The organism is Tenacibaculum pacificus (assembly GCF_027941775.1).
Classification (GTDB): Bacteria; Bacteroidota; Bacteroidia; order Flavobacteriales; family Flavobacteriaceae; genus Polaribacter; species Polaribacter pacificus_A.
Genome location: NZ_CP115917.1, coordinates 338358 through 353664, shown reverse-complemented (window position 1 = coordinate 353664; position 15307 = coordinate 338358). Strand labels below are relative to the sequence as shown.

The following is a 15307-nucleotide window of genomic DNA, read 5'->3' as shown; positions in this document are numbered from 1 at the left end:
AAGAAAATTATGATTCAAAATAATATTAGAGAAATTCTTAAAAATAATCCTGTAATACCAGTTGTTACTTTTAATAGTTTAGATGAAATACCACAAACTGTTGAAAAATTATTAAGTAAAGGAATAAAATGTATTGAAATAACGTTAAGAACACCAATATCATTTGAAGCTATTGCTAAAGTTAAAAAAGAATATAGAGATGTTTTACAAGTTGGTGTAGGAACTGTTATTCACAAAAATCAAATACAAAAAGTAAAGGATTTAAAGGTTGACTTTATAGTAAGCCCTGGTATTTCTAAAGAAATGGCAAGCGACTTAGAAGAAAGTGATATTCCTTTTATTCCTGGAGTAACTTCACCTAGTGAAATTATGTTAGGTTTAGCATTAGGATGGGATACTTTTAAATTTTTTCCAGCTAATTTATTTGGTGGCACAGCTGCTTTAAAAACATATTGTAATGTTTTCCCAAAAGTAAAATTTTGTCCTACAGGAGGTGTTAATGAAAAAACTGTTACTGATTATCAAAGCTTATCAAATGTTATAAGCGTTGGAGGTTCTTGGATGATGAAGTAATTTTTTTTATAATATAATTAAAACACCTTGACAAAATTTTAAAAACCGCAAACAAATATCTTTTAGATAAATGTTAGCGGTTTTTTTATTTTTTATGATAAAAAAAATTTTACCACTCAGCAAAAGAACCATCCTCATGTCTCCAAATAGGATTTTTCCAATCAACATCAAATTTCTTATCAGCTTCAATAACAGCTTCTTCATCTATAACAACACCTAAACCTGGTTTTGGTAAAGGCTTGATGTATCCATCAATATATTCAAAATCTTCTTTATTTTTCACATAATCAATAAGTTCAGCAGTTCCTTTGTTATAATGAATCCCCATTGATTGCTCTTGAATAATAGCATTTGGCGATACAAAATCAATAGCCAAACAAGCCGCTAAAGCAACAGGTCCTAACGGACAATGAGGTGCTAAAGCAACATCATAAGCTTCTGCCATTGATGCTATTTTTAAACATTCTGTAATACCTCCTGCATGTGATAAATCTGGCTGAACAATACCTAATCCACCTTGTTCAAAAATTCTTTTAAAATCATATCTGCTAAACATTCTTTCACCTGCTGCAATAGGAATGCTTGTTTTAGCCGCTAAACGTGCATAATTTTCAGAATAATCATGTAAAACAGGTTCTTCAATAAATAAAGGACGATACGGTTCTAACTCTTTAATTAATACACTTGCCATTGGTGTACTTACTCTTCCGTGAAAATCTAATCCAAAATCGATGGTATTTCCAAAAGCAGCACGAATAGTATCTATTCTTGAAATTACTTGATCAATTGCTCTGTTAGAATCAATCATTTTCAATTTCCCTGTTCCGTTTAACTTAAAAGTGTCAAATCCTTTTTCTTTATATAATTTGATGTCAGCAACCTCATCCGAAGGATTATCTCCTCCAACCCAGTTATATAATTTCATTTTATCACGACACAAACCACCTAGTAATTCATATACTGGCTGATTCATCACTTTACCTTTAATATCCCATAAAGCTTGGTCAATTCCTGAAATAGCAGACATTAAAATACCTCCACCTCTGTAAAATCCACCTCTATAAAGTACATTCCAAATATCATTTATTCTACTTGGGTCTTTTCCTATTAAATAAGGGCTCAATTCTTTAACTGCTGCTTGAACAGTATCAACACGACCTTCTAAAACTGGTTCTCCCCAACCTGTAATACCTTCATCAGTATCAATGGCTAAAAACTGCCAGCGTGGCGCAACTTTATATAATCTAATTCCTGTTATTTTCATTTTTGTAATTTATATATGCGTTATAAAATTGTGTTGCTTTATCTTTAGTTGTTTCAACTGATTGATTCGGTTTGTATAAATCACCACCTAATCCTGCACCGTGAAATCCTAACTTTAGATAATCGCTTAAATTTGCTGGATTTATTCCTCCGACGCAATAATATTGTTGATTTTTAGGAGCAATTGCCATTACTGCTTTACAATAATTAAGTCCCATAGTACCTGCAGGAAAAACCTTTACAACATTAGCACCTCCTTGGCTTGCTGCAATTATTTCTGTAGGTGATAATGCGCCTACGCAACTAATCATATTATTAGCAACACTTTTAGCTAAAATATTAAGGTTAACATTTGGGCTTACCATTAATTTAGCATCTAACGAAATTAAGGTATCAAGATGTGCTTCTGTAATAACAGTACCTGCACCAATAAAAGCAGTATTATCAAAATGTTTTTGTAAAATATCAACACTTTTATCCCAATCAGGCGAATTTGTAGGAATTTCAATAAATCGGAAACCTACCTCAAATAATGCTTTCGCATGTTCAAGTACTTCTGTTGGTTTAATCCCTCTTAAAATGGCAATTAATGGCAATTCAATTTTATCTAATGAAATCATGCGCTATAGTATTATATCCCTGAATAGTAACTTCTTGAACGTCCAAGAAATTAACGTTGTTTAAATTAAATGATTGAAAAGCTAGTTGATATAACTCACTAAGATGTTTATTAGCAACTACACCTATTTTTTTATCAGCTGTAATTTGAGCTAATTGACTTTTTACTTCATTTCCGATAAGCATCCCTGAAAGATATGCAGGAACTTCTGTTTTGTCAATACCACCTAACAATAGCTTTGCTCTGGTAGAAAATAATGACGCTATAATCGCATCAGAATCTTTTGCTGTTTGAAGTCCTTTATGAAATCCTTTTAAAGAGAATATTTTCTTATCCTCAACCATTCCTAAAAGAGAATTATGTAATAAAACTTCATATAATTCACCTGTCATTACTGTTGAAAATGAATCAATAATTGATGTCGAATCATTATTTTCAACATGAACCCATTTACTATGCGTTCCTGGTAAAATTAGAAGGTCGTATGCTTCCTTTTTTAAAGCACCGATTAGCTGAATTTCTTCACCTCTCATTACTCCGTAGGTATCCTCTTCTTTATTTTTAATACAAAGCCCTGGATACATATAAATAGGATTATTGATAACATCCTGCTCTATATTAATAATATTTTTTGATGTATTATTAATACTAAAAGGACAATTAACATAAGTAGTATCAATCCAACCAGCAGCTCCTCCAACCATACCACTTAGTAATATTGGCATATTTTCAGAAGCAGAAAAAGTTTTAATAATTGTTGATAAAATAGTGGTATATTCTAATTTATCAGTAATATTTTTCACACCTTTTTCTGATGAATATGTATTTGTTACCGTATTATTTTCAATGAAGTATCCACGTAAATTTGTTGACCCCCAATCTATCGCTATATATGTATTCATTAAAGTTTAAATCTGTTTATAGTTCTTGTTTTATAAGTAGTATCTGCTATACTAATTTTACCGTCATTTTCAGATGGATTTTCTAACCCTACTTTTGCAGAAGTAAAAAGTATTTTATTTCCATTTTCTGATGGATAAATAACACAGCTTGTAGGTTGCTTTACTGGTAATTCAAATTCAACATGAATATTCATATTCTTTTGAACATCAAAAACAGTCGTTTTTGATAATCCCCAACGTGCATTTATTAAATAATTATCACCTGAAAAATAAGAACCATCCATACCTCCTGCTTCAATTTCAGGAGTACAGCTTTTTTTATCATTCCAATGAAGTGCATTAACTTTATCTATAAAAAACTGATTAGTAGCGGTATCTCCAAAAATAACCTCATCATCAAAAAAAGCTAATGTATTAGGAATACTAACGTTGCTTTCTAATAATGTTAGTTTGATGTCTTTTGATGAAAAACGATACCAAGAACCTTTATTTGATTTTGCGTCATAATCCATTGTTCCAAAAAACAAATCACCATTTAGAGAAATTTGCGCTTCATTTGGACGGGTATCTTTTTCAGGAAAATCAATCCATTTTTTAATAACTGTTTCTTTTAATAAATCAAAAGATAAAACTCCATTTTCAGTAACTAAAAGCAAAATTCCTTTTTTAGTAGTTGGCAATGCCGCACTACATAAAAAAGGAAGTTTTATTTTATTGATTTTTAATGTTGCAATATCTAATGTATAAATACTATTTTCTAAAATATCTACCCAAATAACTTTTTGAAGATAATCGCAATAAATAGGTGTTTCTCCTAAAGTATTTTGTGGCGAATGAGAAACCACACTAATATTATGTATCATTTTTTAGAAGCTTTAATTAATCATGATAAATTTTAGAACGTCCACCATCTATTAAAATATCAGTAGCATTAATAAAACGAGCTTCATCACTAGCTAAAAACAATGCTGTATTTGCTACTTCTTCTGGAGTACCAATTCTTTTACAAGGTAAAATATCTTCTTGTGCTTTTTTTTCAGCTTCAGGATTTGACGATGCATTAAAACTATCTTCAATCGCAGGCGTTAATATTAACCCTGGAGAAATTGAATTAAAACGAATATTTTGTGAAGCATATTGAATTGCTAAAGAATTTGTTAAACCGATAAGTCCGTGTTTAAATACTGGATAAGGAAAACAATCTTTTATAATTTTATGCCCGTGTACCGAAGCGATATTTACTACATTACCATATTGTTGTTTAATAAAAAAAGGTAATACTGTTTGTGAACAATTCCAACTTCCTTTTAAATTTAAGTTATAACAAAGTTCCCATTGTTCACTCGTAATATTCATTGGATCTTCAAAAACATTTTTACCTGCATTGTTTATTAAAATATCAATACGATTAAACTGTTCAATTGTTTTTTTAACTACCGATTCAATATGAGTTTTATTTGTAATATCTACTTCGTAGGTTAATATTCTACCGTTTTTTATTAAAGAAAATTCTTTTGCTGTTTTTTCTAATTCTGCTACATCTTTATCTGTTGCTATAACAATAGCACCTTCTTGCATAAATAATTTTGTAATCGCTTTTCCTATCCCTCTTGCGCTACCTGTAACAATAGCAATTTTATTGTCTAATCTATTTCCCATACTCTCTTTTCAAATGACTATTATTCAAATGTAATTTATTTAGGTTTCTGAATTAAATAATCTACTTGAAAATAGTAACATTAAACAAATAAACTGGTAGCTAACAGTTGTATTTTAAAAACAAGTTTATTGTATTTTGTCTCAAATTTTTGTAGTTAGATAATGATTTTTACTAAAAATTTTGATAAAAAAAATCTGACTACGAATTACTCATAATCAGATTTTTATATCGATATAACTATCTATTCAAAACGATTTTATTTATTTCAACTGTGTTAATCGGGCTACATATTTACCAATAACATCAAATTCTAAATTAATTTTACTACCTATTTTAAAGTCTTTAAAATTCGTATGCGCCAATGTATATGGAATTATAGCAACACTAAATTCATCTTTCTTTGAATTTACAACCGTTAAACTTACGCCATTTATAGTAATCGATCCTTTTTCAATAGTAATATTTTCACCATCAAAATCATAAGAAAAAGTAAAAACAGTGCTTCCTCCCTCCTCTTTTATCGCCTTACAAACACCTGTTCTGTCAACATGTCCTTGCACAATATGACCATCTAAACGAGCGCCTAATTTCATCGCTCTTTCAAGATTTACCTGACTTCCTACTTCTAAAGCTCCAGTAGTGGTTTTATCAAGTGTTTCTTTAATTGCGGTAACGGTATATTCCTCATCTTTTATATCAACAACAGTTAAACAAACACCATTGTGCGCCACACTTTGATCAATTTTTAATTCTTTAGTAATATCACTTAAAATAGTAATATGTAAATTTTCTTTATCCTTGGTTATATTTTTTACGATTCCAAGAGTTTCAATGATTCCTGTAAACATTCTCTAAATTTTAGTTACTTTTGTTTGTTTCAAAAATACAACTTTACGTACTAAAATAACTATGGATAGTAATACAAGAAAAATTATTGTTGGAATTTCAGTTGGAGATATAAACGGAATTGGTATTGAAATTATTTTAAAAACTTTTGAAGACAAGCGCACGCTTGATTTTTGTACCCCTGTTTTATTTGCTTCTAATAGGTTGGTTTCTTATCATAAGAAAAACCTAAAATTGAACAATAACATTTATGCTATCAATTCGATTGATAAAATTGCACATGATAAAATCAATTTAATGAATTCTTGGAGAGATGAAGTTAAAATTGAATTAGGTAAAATAACCGATGCTGGAGGTAAATTTGCATATAAATCACTTGAAGCAGCTACCGATGCTTTAAAAAATAATCATGTTGATATTTTACTTACTGCGCCAATCAGTAAAGAAAATATTCAATCAGAAGAATTTAACTTTCCAGGGCATACCGAATATTTAGAAGAAAATTTAGAAGGAAAAAGTTTAATGATTTTAATGACTGACAAATTAAGAGTTGGTTTAATTACAGGTCATATTCCTATTTCAAAAGTTGCAGAAAGGATTACTCCTGAATTAATTAAGGAAAAAGTGGAAATTATGTATACTTCATTAAAGCAAGATTTTGGTATTACAAAACCAAAAATAGCTATTTTAGGATTAAATCCTCATTGTGGTGATAACGGACTTATAGGTAACGAAGATAATACGGTTATACGTCCAACAATAGCAGAAATTAAAGAATCAGGAAAGTTAGTTTTTGGTCCTTATGCTGCCGATGGTTTTTTTGGATCTGAAACATATAATCAATTTGATGGTGTTTTAGCAATGTATCACGATCAAGGATTAGCACCTTTTAAAGCGTTATCATTTGGAAACGGTGTAAACTTTACTGCAGGATTAAACAAAGTAAGAACCTCGCCAGATCATGGAACAGGTTTTGATATTGCAGGTAAAAACAAAGCAAATCCATCTTCTTTCAAAGAAGCTTTATTCACCTCATTACAAATATTTAAGAACCGAAAAGAGTATGCTGAACTAACAAAAAATGTTTTAAAAGTAAAATAGTTTTTTTTTTCGGTAAAATATAAAAATATAAACATTTTTCATATCTTTGCAAGCTCAAATTGATATTACAGATGAAAGACTTAAAAGAATTCGATATACCTTTTGTAGGTTTAAAAGAAGGACGTCATTTGTTTACGTATCAAATTGGCAAGACGTTCTTTAAAGCTTTTCAGTTTGATGAATTTGACAATGCAAATTTAGAAGCTAGTATTGATTTTGTAAAAAAAAGTACCTTACTGGAACTTTATTTTACCATAAAAGGGACTGTAAACGTACCTTGTGACACTACTGGCGAACCATTTGATTTAAAAATAGATGGTACTTTAAATTTAGTTGTTCAATTCGGACCTGAATATAATGACGAACATGATGAAATTTTGATACTTCCACACGAAAGGTATCAATTAAACGTAGCTCAATATATATATGAGTTAATTGTTTTATCAGTTCCAAGTAAAAGAGTTCATCCAGATGTTTTAAATGGCACGATGAAATCTGAAGCTTTAGATAGATTAAATAAATTAAGAATAAACGAAGAAAAAACTGTTGAAATACCAACAGACCCTAGATGGGATAAATTAAAGAATTTACTAACAGATAAATAAAATATAATGGCACATCCAAAGAGAAAAATATCGAAAACTAGAAGAGATAAAAGAAGAACTCATTATAAAGCTTCTGTACCTCAAATAGCTGTTGATCCTACAACTGGAGAAGCTCATTTATACCACAGAGCTCACTGGCATGAAGGGAAATTATACTACAGAGGTCAAGTAGTATTAGAAAGCGCTGCAGTTGAAGCTTAAAAAATAGTTTTTACATAATAAAAAAACCCTCTTTTAGAGGGTTTTTTTGGGTTTTATATTATAAATTGACTTAATTGATGTTTTATCTTTTAAAAGCTGATATATTTTTCATTACTTTTGAAAACTGATTTTACCTATAAATAAACAATTATGACTAAAATAACTGCAGCTATTTCCGCAGTAGGGAAATTTGTTCCTGAATACGCCTTAACTAATAAGGAGCTAGAAACAATGGTTGATACTAATGATGAATGGATCACTAGCAGAACAGGGATAAAAGAAAGAAGAATACTTAAAGATAAAGATAAGGGAACTTCTTATATGGCTATCAAAGCTGCTCAAGATTTAATAAAAAAATCTAATATCGATCCTAAAGAGATTGATATGGTAATTGTAGCTACTGCAACTCCAGATATGTTAGTTGCCTCTACTGCTGCTTATACAGCTACTGAAATAGGTGCTGTAAATGCTTTTTCTTACGATTTACAAGCTGCTTGTTCTAGTTTTTTATTCGGAATGTCTACAGCTTCTAGGTACATAGAAAGTGGTCGTTATAAAAAAGTATTATTAATAGGTGCTGATAAAATGTCATCTGTTATTGATTATACAGACAGAGCTACTTGTATTATTTTTGGTGATGGAGCTGGTGCTGCATTATTTGAACCAAACTTAGAAGGATTAGGTTTACAAGATGAATACTTAAGAAGTGATGGAGTTGGTAGAAATTTCTTAAAAATTCATGCAGGAGGTTCTATTGCTCCAGCATCAGAAGAAACAATTAAAAATGGTGAGCATTTTATAACTCAAGAAGGTAGAACTGTATTTAAGTACGCAGTTTCTAGCATGGCAGATGTTTCTGAAAAAATGCTAACAAGAAACAATCTTTCAAAAGATGATGTAGATTGGTTAGTACCACACCAAGCAAATAATCGTATTATTGAAGCGACTGCTAATAGAGTCGGTTTAGATTCTGAAAAAGTAATGGTAAATATCCATAAATATGGAAATACCACTTCAGCTACTTTACCTTTATTACTTGCAGATTATGAAAAAGATCTAAAAAAAGGAAATAATTTAATTTTTGCTGCATTTGGTGGAGGCTTCACATGGGGAGCTATCTATTTAAAATGGGCATACAATTCATAAAAAACCAAACAACTAAAATTAGGAATATGGATATTAAAGAAATTCAAAGTCTTATAAAATTTGTAGCAAAATCAGGTGCAAGTGAAGTGAAGTTAGAAATGGAAGATATTAAAATCACCATTAAAACTGGAAGCGAAACTCCTGAAACTACATTTATTCAAACGGCTGCACCTATGGGCGTAGCTCCTCAAATGATGACTCAAGCTCCTGCAGTACCAGTAGCAGCAGCATCAAATGAAACAGCTACTACAGAGGAGGATTCTAAATATATTACAATCAAATCTCCAATTATTGGAACTTTTTACAGAAAACCATCACCAGATAAACCAAATTTTGCTGAAGTAGGTACGGAAGTAAAAGTAGGTGATACTGTTTGTGTTATTGAAGCAATGAAATTATTTAATGAAATTGAATCTGAAATTTCAGGTAAAGTCGTTAAAGTATTAGTAGATGATGCTACTCCGGTAGAATTTGATCAACCGTTATTTTTAGTAGATCCATCTTAATTAACATATAACTCTAAATAAATTAAGTTTTTTGACTTCTTTTATTTGGAGTTTTTAAATTTTTAGAACGTATGTTTAAAAAGATATTAATTGCCAATAGAGGTGAAATTGCACTACGTGTAATTAGAACCTGTAAAGAAATGGGCATCAAAACTGTTGCTGTTTACTCTAAAGCAGATGCAGAAAGTTTACATGTAAAATTTGCTGATGAAGCAGTTTGTATTGGACCAGCCGCAAGTAGCGAATCTTATTTAAAAATGGATCGTATTATTGCTGCTGCCGAAATTACAAATGCAGATGCAATTCACCCTGGTTATGGTTTCTTATCAGAAAATGCTAAATTTTCTAAATTATGTGAAGAACATGATTTAAAATTTATTGGTGCTTCACCTGATATGATTGACCGTATGGGAGATAAAGCAAACGCTAAATCTACTATGATAGCTGCTGGTGTACCTTGTGTACCTGGAAGTGAGGGTGTTATCGAAACTTTTGAAGATTGTATAGTAACAGCCGAAGAAACTGGATATCCTGTAATGTTAAAAGCATCAGCAGGTGGTGGTGGAAAAGGAATGCGTGCTGTTTGGAAAGCGGAAGATTTAAAAGATGCGTGGGATTCTGCTCGTCAAGAATCGAAAGCTGCCTTTGGTAATGATGATATGTATATGGAAAAGCTTATTGAAGAGCCTCGTCATATCGAAATTCAAATTATTGGAGATTCTTACGGAAAAGCATGTCATTTATCTGAAAGAGATTGTTCTGTACAACGTCGTCATCAAAAATTAACTGAAGAAACTCCTTCTCCGTTTATGACGGATGAATTACGTGATAAAATGGGTAATGCTGCTGTAAAAGCTGCTGAATTTATTAAGTACGAAGGTGCTGGAACTGTTGAGTTTTTAGTTGATAAACATCGTAACTTCTTCTTTATGGAGATGAATACACGTATTCAAGTTGAGCACCCTATTACTGAAGAAGTTGTTAATTACGATTTAATTCGTGAGCAAATTTTAGTAGCAGCAGGTGTGCCAATTTCAGGTAAAAATTACTTCCCGAAATTACACTCTATTGAATGTAGAATTAATGCAGAAGATCCTTTTAACGGATTTAGACCTGCACCAGGTAAAATAACCTCATACCGTACGCCAGGAGGTCATGGAGTTCGTATTGATACGCACGTATATGCTGGTTATATGATTCCGCCAAACTACGATTCAATGATTTCTAAATTAATTGTTACTGCACAAACTCGTGAAGAAGCAATTAACAAAATGAAACGTGCTTTAGATGAATATGTTATTGAAGGAATTAAAACTACAATTCCTTTTCACAGACAATTAATGGATCATCCAGATTATATTGCTGGTAATTATACCACTAAATTTATGGAAGATTTTGAAATGCAATCATAACAAAATATCAATATAAAAAAATCAGTGATTAAACTCACTGATTTTTTTTATTTCATAAATTTGCGTTATGAATTTTATTTATAACCTATTACTTTTTAAAGTATCAATACTACTTCGCTTTATCGCTTTATTCAATAAAAAAATAAAACTTTTTGTTGATGGACGAAAACAAACTTTCAATAAATTAAATAACATACAGAAAACAGATAAAGTTATTTGGTTTCACGCTGCTTCATTAGGTGAATTTGAACAAGGAAGACCAATTATTGAAGCATTAAAAGAACGCTATAAGAATCATAAAATAGTAGTTACTTTTTTTCTCCTTCGGGATATGAAATCAGAAAGAATTATAATTTAGCCGATGTCGTTTGTTATTTACCTTTCGATACAAAATCGAATGTTAAAAAATTTATTGATAAAATACATCCAGAAATAGCCATTATTATCAAATACGAATTTTGGCCAAATCTTTTATCCGAAGTAAAAAAACAAGGAATTAATACTATTTTAATTTCAGGGATTTTCAGAAAAAAACAATCATTTTTTAAGTGGTATGGCGGTTTTATGCGTGATAAACTAAATGCTTTTAATCATTTTTATCTTCAGAATAAAGAATCTAAAAAACTACTTTCTACTATTGGTTTTGAAAATACAACCATTGCTGGAGATACCAGATTTGATAGAGTTCTCGATATTTTAAAACAAGATAATTCACTTGATTTCATCAATGAATTTAAAAATGATACTTATACACTAGTTGCAGGAAGTACTTGGAAAGAAGATGAAAAACTATTAGTAAATTACATTAATAATAATGCTTCAGCCGATGAAAAATTTATAATAGCACCGCATAATATCAATCAAAAACAAATAAAAGAATTAGAAGAAAGTATCAACAAAAAAACAATTTTATATTCTGAAAAAGAAGGTCAAAATTTATCAGAAAATCAAGTTTTTATTATTGATACTATCGGTTTATTAACCAAAATTTACTCCTATGCCGATGTTGCGTACGTAGGCGGAGGATTAGCAACAGGGCTTCACAATATATTAGAACCTGCAACGTTTGGAGTACCAATAGTATTTGGAGCAAATAAGTATAAAAAGTTTCAAGAAGCTACTGATTTATTAAAATTAGGCGGAGTTAAAACTGTTGTGAATGAAGAAGAATTTACCACTATTTTCACTTCTTTAAAAAACAAAAAAGAGTTTAGAACTAAATTAGGAAGCATCAACCAAAAATATATTTCTGAAAATACAGGTGCTACCAAAACAATAATGGATTACATTAAAAAAACCTTATAATGGATATTATTTTACAACCTTGGACATGGTATATTTCTGGTCCTTTAATTGCTTTTGTACTATTTTTGTTCTTTTACTTCGGAAAAAGCTTTGGAGTATCTAGAAATTTAGAAACCATTTGTACTATTGCTGGTGCGGGAAAAATTTCTGATTATTTTAAAAAAGACTGGAAAGAACGTGATTGGGCACTTATTTTTTTAGTTGGATTAATTATTGGCGGATTCATAGCCATTAATTATTTATCAGCAACAAAAACAATACAATTAAACCCTAAAACAGTACAAGAATTAGCAGATTTAGGTTTTGAAAATGCAGGAAATTCTTTTGTTCCTTCTGAAATTTTCAGCATTGAAAATATGCTTACTATAAAAGGATTCTCAATTTTATTAATTGCAGGAATTTTAATTGGTTTCGGTACTAGATACGCTGGCGGATGTACCTCAGGACATGCAATTGCTGGTTTAAGCAATTTACAACTACCTTCTTTAATTGCCGTAATTGGTTTTTTTATAGGAGGATTATTAATGACTTGGATTTTTTTCCCTTTAATTTTCGGATAATATGAAAAACATAAAATTTTTAATAATCGGTATTTTCTTCGGAATTATAATGACCAAATCCGAAGCAATTTCACGGTACAGAATCTACGAAATGTTTAAGTTTCAATCCTTTCATATGTACGGAATTATAGGTTCGGCAGTTGCTATTTCTATGATTTTTATGTATTTATTCAAAAAAGGTACAATTAAAGATTATCTCGGTAATCAAATCAATATAAAAGAAAAGAAAAAAGGATTTATAAGAACTCTTATTGGCGGAACTATTTTTGGTTTAGGATGGGCATTAGCAGGAGCTTGCCCTGCTCCTATTTTCGTATTAATTGGTCATAGTGTATTTCCAATTATTATTGTTTTATTAGGTGCAATATTAGGCGCTTTTATTTACGGATTACTAAGTAAAAAGCTACCTAATTAAGGTTAAAAAAATAAAGATTATTTGTAGCAATTTCCCGCTTTCCGCACTCGCTTTTTTTATTTTTTTTAAGAAAAAAACAAAAAAGAGCTCAAACAATTGCTACAATCAGGGCTAGGAATTTTACTCTATTTTAATAATAGATAATACTTCTTTATACCTAATATTTTATTAAATCAGTATCAAATATAATACTCGTTTTAAGTTTAGTATTATCAACTACTTTCCAATTATAAATTGCCGAAAGTTGATATATTTTAGAAAGCTCTTCAAACAAACGTGTTTTTGCTTCTACTTGCAATCGAGAAACTGTAATAGTCGATTTAATATTTTCAATAGCTTTAGTATTAAGGTTATTCAAATCTGATTTTGAAAAGGTATTAAATTGACTTTGTTGTAAATCAAAATATTTAATATCAGGAGAAATAACAACTGATTCTTCTGGTATTTTATGAATAATTATTTGTTTACCAATACTATCAATTTCAATTTCTAATTTTGATAAATCGTAACCAACTTCAACTTTTGCATTAACCGATAATATGGCTTTTTTTTCAAAAGAAAGATAATCGTAAAAGTATTTTTTACTTTCAGAAAAATGATACATTTCAGAAAAACTCCCTTCCGAAACAACTAATTTACTTAAGTTTTGGATACTATTTAATACTACTTGAATTTCTTCGTGTACGTGTTTTTCTACTTTTTTATCTTCTTGTTTTTCGTACCATAATTTGGCAACTAAAAAACCTAGTAAAAAAATAGCAATATATTTAAGAAGACGCATCCTGATGTTTTGCTATAAATATAATTAAAGTATCTTAAATTAAAACAAGAATTTGTATAATTTAAAGGTCTTATTCTTCTTTTGGAAATGCTTGTTTGTTAAATAAAAATAACAAAAAAACACCAATACTAATCCAAGTATCAGCTCCGTTGAAAATAGCATTGAAGAAAGTAAAACTTTCACCTTCATACATCGGGAAATAAAGCATATCAACTACTTTTCCGTAAAATAATTCTCCATAAGGTTTGTCTGAAAACAACGTAGCTACATTATGATAAGAAGTATCAAAAATTACACCATAAAAAACAGAGTCTATAATATTACCTATTGCACCTGCTAAAACTAACGCTATAGCAATAACAACAGCTGTATGAGCTTGTCTTTTTATAGTTTGCCACAACCAATATATAATACCTGAAACGGCAATAACTCTAAACAATGTTAAAAATAATTTACCTGCTCTACCACCAAATTCAAAACCCCAAGCCATACCATTATTTTCAGTAAAGTGGATTTTAAACCAATCTGCAAAAACAACAACTTCTTCGCCAAGTTGAAAATGTGTTTTTACATAAATTTTACTAATTTGATCTATTAGAATCGCCAGGATTACGGTAAATATTGCAATATTTTTTTTAGACATTTTTTGAATTTAATAGCAACAAAAATAAGAAAAGTATTCGTTTTTATTCGGTAATTAAAATAACATTAGCATTAATAGTATTTACTTTAAAATTGTAAACTTCTTTTTGTGTTTTTTTAATATAAATCTTATCCTTATAGCTATTATTATTTATACGTATTATTCCGTTATTTGTTTTAATATCGATGTTACTTTTTTTAGATAAATTTGCATAAACATTGCCTAAAAACAAAGAAACAAAAGCATTTCCTTTTACATTATTTAATCGAACATTTCCTTTATCAATATAAATCTTCACATTTCCTTGATAACTTTTAGAAACAATTCCGATTGTTTTTCCATAAATAATAACATTTTTGTTCTTCGGGACTTTAACTATAACACGAACTCTTTGCAATCTTTTTGTGATATATTTTCTAAAAACACCAGTTTCATTGTAATCAAAAATTTGATTAAAATCTATTTTTAAAACAGCTAATTTTTCTTGAAAATAAATAGTGTGCGTATGTGGATTTTCATCTAAAAGTAATACTTCTATTTGATTACTTTTTGAATTTTCAATAAGAATATCATCTAAACCATCAGTATTTATTTCAATATCATTTGATAAAACAGTTGTCGTTTTAAGTAATTTTTCTTGAGAAAAAACAATCAGATTTTCACATAAAAAAAACACTAAAAAGTAACAGATATTCCATCGCTTAACATTAGCTTTAAAACAAAAAAAGCCTCTATAAAGAGGCTTTTTTTTGATATTATACATATTCAA

At 29.6% G+C, this 15307-nt stretch carries 18 protein-coding genes and 1 pseudogene; 10 read left to right on the top strand and 9 right to left on the bottom strand.

Going from position 1 to position 15307, the window contains the following annotated elements; all coding sequences use genetic code 11:
* Positions 1 to 9: 9 nt before the first annotated feature.
* Positions 10 to 573, top strand: coding sequence for a bifunctional 4-hydroxy-2-oxoglutarate aldolase/2-dehydro-3-deoxy-phosphogluconate aldolase (gene eda, locus PG913_RS01540; RefSeq protein ID WP_271231318.1), 564 nt, complete (start codon positions 10 to 12; stop codon positions 571 to 573).
* Positions 574 to 682: 109 nt separating this feature from the next.
* On the opposite strand, the gene dgoD is transcribed toward eda, so the two are convergent.
* From dgoD to PG913_RS01510, 6 genes are all read right to left on the bottom strand, one after another.
* Positions 683 to 1837 (bottom strand): galactonate dehydratase, encoded by a 1155-nt coding sequence (gene dgoD, locus PG913_RS01535; RefSeq protein WP_271231317.1) that lies wholly within the window; start codon positions 1835 to 1837, stop codon positions 683 to 685.
* On the bottom strand, positions 1818 to 2456 hold the full coding sequence (locus PG913_RS01530; protein ID WP_271231316.1) for a 2-dehydro-3-deoxy-6-phosphogalactonate aldolase: 639 nt from the start codon (positions 2454 to 2456) through the stop codon (positions 1818 to 1820). Before PG913_RS01530 ends, dgoD begins: the two co-directional genes overlap by 20 nt.
* Complete coding sequence (locus tag PG913_RS01525; RefSeq protein WP_271231315.1) at positions 2440 to 3357, bottom strand: 2-dehydro-3-deoxygalactonokinase; 918 nt, start codon at positions 3355 to 3357, stop codon at positions 2440 to 2442. Before PG913_RS01525 ends, PG913_RS01530 begins: the two co-directional genes overlap by 17 nt.
* The gene (locus PG913_RS01520) at positions 3357 to 4220 is read right to left on the bottom strand and encodes an SMP-30/gluconolactonase/LRE family protein (RefSeq protein ID WP_271231314.1); all 864 of its coding nucleotides are present in this window, start codon (positions 4218 to 4220) and stop codon (positions 3357 to 3359) included. The genes PG913_RS01525 and PG913_RS01520 overlap by 1 nt, the downstream gene beginning before the upstream one ends.
* 16 nt (positions 4221 to 4236) lie before the next feature.
* Positions 4237 to 5016 carry an SDR family oxidoreductase gene (locus PG913_RS01515; RefSeq protein ID WP_271231313.1) on the bottom strand — a complete coding sequence of 260 codons (780 nt, stop codon included), beginning with the start codon at positions 5014 to 5016 and terminating at the stop codon, positions 4237 to 4239.
* 261 nt (positions 5017 to 5277) lie between these two features.
* A complete protein-coding gene (locus PG913_RS01510; protein ID WP_271231312.1) occupies positions 5278 to 5865 on the bottom strand; it encodes a riboflavin synthase in 588 nt (195 codons plus the stop codon).
* Positions 5866 to 5926: 61 nt separating this feature from the next.
* On the opposite strand from PG913_RS01510, the gene pdxA reads away from it, so the two are divergent.
* The 9 genes and pseudogenes from pdxA (at position 5927) to PG913_RS01465 (ending at position 13114) form a co-directional block, all read left to right on the top strand.
* Positions 5927 to 6964 carry a 4-hydroxythreonine-4-phosphate dehydrogenase PdxA gene (gene pdxA, locus PG913_RS01505; protein ID WP_271231311.1) on the top strand — a complete coding sequence of 346 codons (1038 nt, stop codon included), beginning with the start codon at positions 5927 to 5929 and terminating at the stop codon, positions 6962 to 6964.
* Between the two features lie 71 nt (positions 6965 to 7035).
* Positions 7036 to 7569: a YceD family protein gene (locus PG913_RS01500; protein ID WP_271231310.1), complete on the top strand. Its 534-nt coding sequence runs from the start codon at positions 7036 to 7038 to the stop codon at positions 7567 to 7569.
* A 6-nt stretch (positions 7570 to 7575) separates the two neighbouring features.
* Positions 7576 to 7770: a 50S ribosomal protein L32 gene (gene rpmF, locus PG913_RS01495; protein ID WP_271231309.1), complete on the top strand. Its 195-nt coding sequence runs from the start codon at positions 7576 to 7578 to the stop codon at positions 7768 to 7770.
* Positions 7771 to 7920: 150 nt separating this feature from the next.
* Positions 7921 to 8916, top strand: a complete 996-nt coding sequence (locus PG913_RS01490; RefSeq protein ID WP_271231308.1) for a beta-ketoacyl-ACP synthase III — start codon at positions 7921 to 7923, stop codon at positions 8914 to 8916.
* Positions 8917 to 8942: 26 nt separating this feature from the next.
* Positions 8943 to 9422: an acetyl-CoA carboxylase biotin carboxyl carrier protein gene (accB, locus tag PG913_RS01485; protein ID WP_271231307.1), complete on the top strand. Its 480-nt coding sequence runs from the start codon at positions 8943 to 8945 to the stop codon at positions 9420 to 9422.
* A 71-nt stretch (positions 9423 to 9493) separates the two neighbouring features.
* Positions 9494 to 10834, top strand: coding sequence for an acetyl-CoA carboxylase biotin carboxylase subunit (gene accC, locus PG913_RS01480; protein WP_271231306.1), 1341 nt, complete (start codon positions 9494 to 9496; stop codon positions 10832 to 10834).
* A 67-nt stretch (positions 10835 to 10901) separates the two neighbouring features.
* Positions 10902 to 12139: pseudogene (locus PG913_RS01475) on the top strand (3-deoxy-D-manno-octulosonic acid transferase).
* On the top strand, positions 12139 to 12699 hold the full coding sequence (locus PG913_RS01470; RefSeq protein ID WP_271231305.1) for a YeeE/YedE family protein: 561 nt from the start codon (positions 12139 to 12141) through the stop codon (positions 12697 to 12699). The pseudogene PG913_RS01475 and the gene PG913_RS01470 overlap by 1 nt, the downstream one beginning before the upstream one ends.
* Position 12700: 1 nt before the next feature.
* On the top strand, positions 12701 to 13114 hold the full coding sequence (locus PG913_RS01465) for a DUF6691 family protein (protein ID WP_271231304.1): 414 nt from the start codon (positions 12701 to 12703) through the stop codon (positions 13112 to 13114).
* A gap of 157 nt (positions 13115 to 13271) precedes the next feature.
* On the opposite strand, the gene PG913_RS01460 is transcribed toward PG913_RS01465, so the two are convergent.
* The 3 genes from PG913_RS01460 to PG913_RS01450 form a co-directional block, all read right to left on the bottom strand.
* Positions 13272 to 13895: a DUF4230 domain-containing protein gene (locus tag PG913_RS01460; protein WP_271231303.1), complete on the bottom strand. Its 624-nt coding sequence runs from the start codon at positions 13893 to 13895 to the stop codon at positions 13272 to 13274.
* 70 nt (positions 13896 to 13965) lie between these two features.
* The gene (locus PG913_RS01455; protein ID WP_271231302.1) at positions 13966 to 14538 is read right to left on the bottom strand and encodes a lipoprotein signal peptidase; all 573 of its coding nucleotides are present in this window, start codon (positions 14536 to 14538) and stop codon (positions 13966 to 13968) included.
* Between the two features lie 43 nt (positions 14539 to 14581).
* Positions 14582 to 15301 (bottom strand): hypothetical protein, encoded by a 720-nt coding sequence (locus tag PG913_RS01450; protein WP_271231301.1) that lies wholly within the window; start codon positions 15299 to 15301, stop codon positions 14582 to 14584.
* Positions 15302 to 15307 lie beyond the last annotated feature (6 nt).

Bases quoted from the DNA above. Each gene is read 5' to 3' on its own strand.
- eda (WP_271231318.1), top strand. From the start codon at position 10: ATGATTCAAAATAATATTAGAGAAATTCTTAAAAATAATCCTGTAATA.
- dgoD (WP_271231317.1), bottom strand. From the start codon at position 1,837: ATGAAAATAACAGGAATTAGATTATATAAAGTTGCGCCACGCTGGCAG.
- PG913_RS01530 (WP_271231316.1), bottom strand. From the start codon at position 2,456: ATGATTTCATTAGATAAAATTGAATTGCCATTAATTGCCATTTTAAGA.
- PG913_RS01525 (WP_271231315.1), bottom strand. From the start codon at position 3,357: ATGAATACATATATAGCGATAGATTGGGGGTCAACAAATTTACGTGGA.
- PG913_RS01520 (WP_271231314.1), bottom strand. From the start codon at position 4,220: ATGATACATAATATTAGTGTGGTTTCTCATTCGCCACAAAATACTTTA.
- PG913_RS01515 (WP_271231313.1), bottom strand. From the start codon at position 5,016: ATGGGAAATAGATTAGACAATAAAATTGCTATTGTTACAGGTAGCGCA.
- PG913_RS01510 (WP_271231312.1), bottom strand. From the start codon at position 5,865: ATGTTTACAGGAATCATTGAAACTCTTGGAATCGTAAAAAATATAACC.
- pdxA (WP_271231311.1), top strand. From the start codon at position 5,927: ATGGATAGTAATACAAGAAAAATTATTGTTGGAATTTCAGTTGGAGAT.
- PG913_RS01500 (WP_271231310.1), top strand. From the start codon at position 7,036: ATGAAAGACTTAAAAGAATTCGATATACCTTTTGTAGGTTTAAAAGAA.
- rpmF (WP_271231309.1), top strand. From the start codon at position 7,576: ATGGCACATCCAAAGAGAAAAATATCGAAAACTAGAAGAGATAAAAGA.
- PG913_RS01490 (WP_271231308.1), top strand. From the start codon at position 7,921: ATGACTAAAATAACTGCAGCTATTTCCGCAGTAGGGAAATTTGTTCCT.
- accB (WP_271231307.1), top strand. From the start codon at position 8,943: ATGGATATTAAAGAAATTCAAAGTCTTATAAAATTTGTAGCAAAATCA.
- accC (WP_271231306.1), top strand. From the start codon at position 9,494: ATGTTTAAAAAGATATTAATTGCCAATAGAGGTGAAATTGCACTACGT.
- PG913_RS01470 (WP_271231305.1), top strand. From the start codon at position 12,139: ATGGATATTATTTTACAACCTTGGACATGGTATATTTCTGGTCCTTTA.
- PG913_RS01465 (WP_271231304.1), top strand. From the start codon at position 12,701: ATGAAAAACATAAAATTTTTAATAATCGGTATTTTCTTCGGAATTATA.
- PG913_RS01460 (WP_271231303.1), bottom strand. From the start codon at position 13,895: ATGCGTCTTCTTAAATATATTGCTATTTTTTTACTAGGTTTTTTAGTT.
- PG913_RS01455 (WP_271231302.1), bottom strand. From the start codon at position 14,538: ATGTCTAAAAAAAATATTGCAATATTTACCGTAATCCTGGCGATTCTA.
- PG913_RS01450 (WP_271231301.1), bottom strand. From the start codon at position 15,301: ATGTATAATATCAAAAAAAAGCCTCTTTATAGAGGCTTTTTTTGTTTT.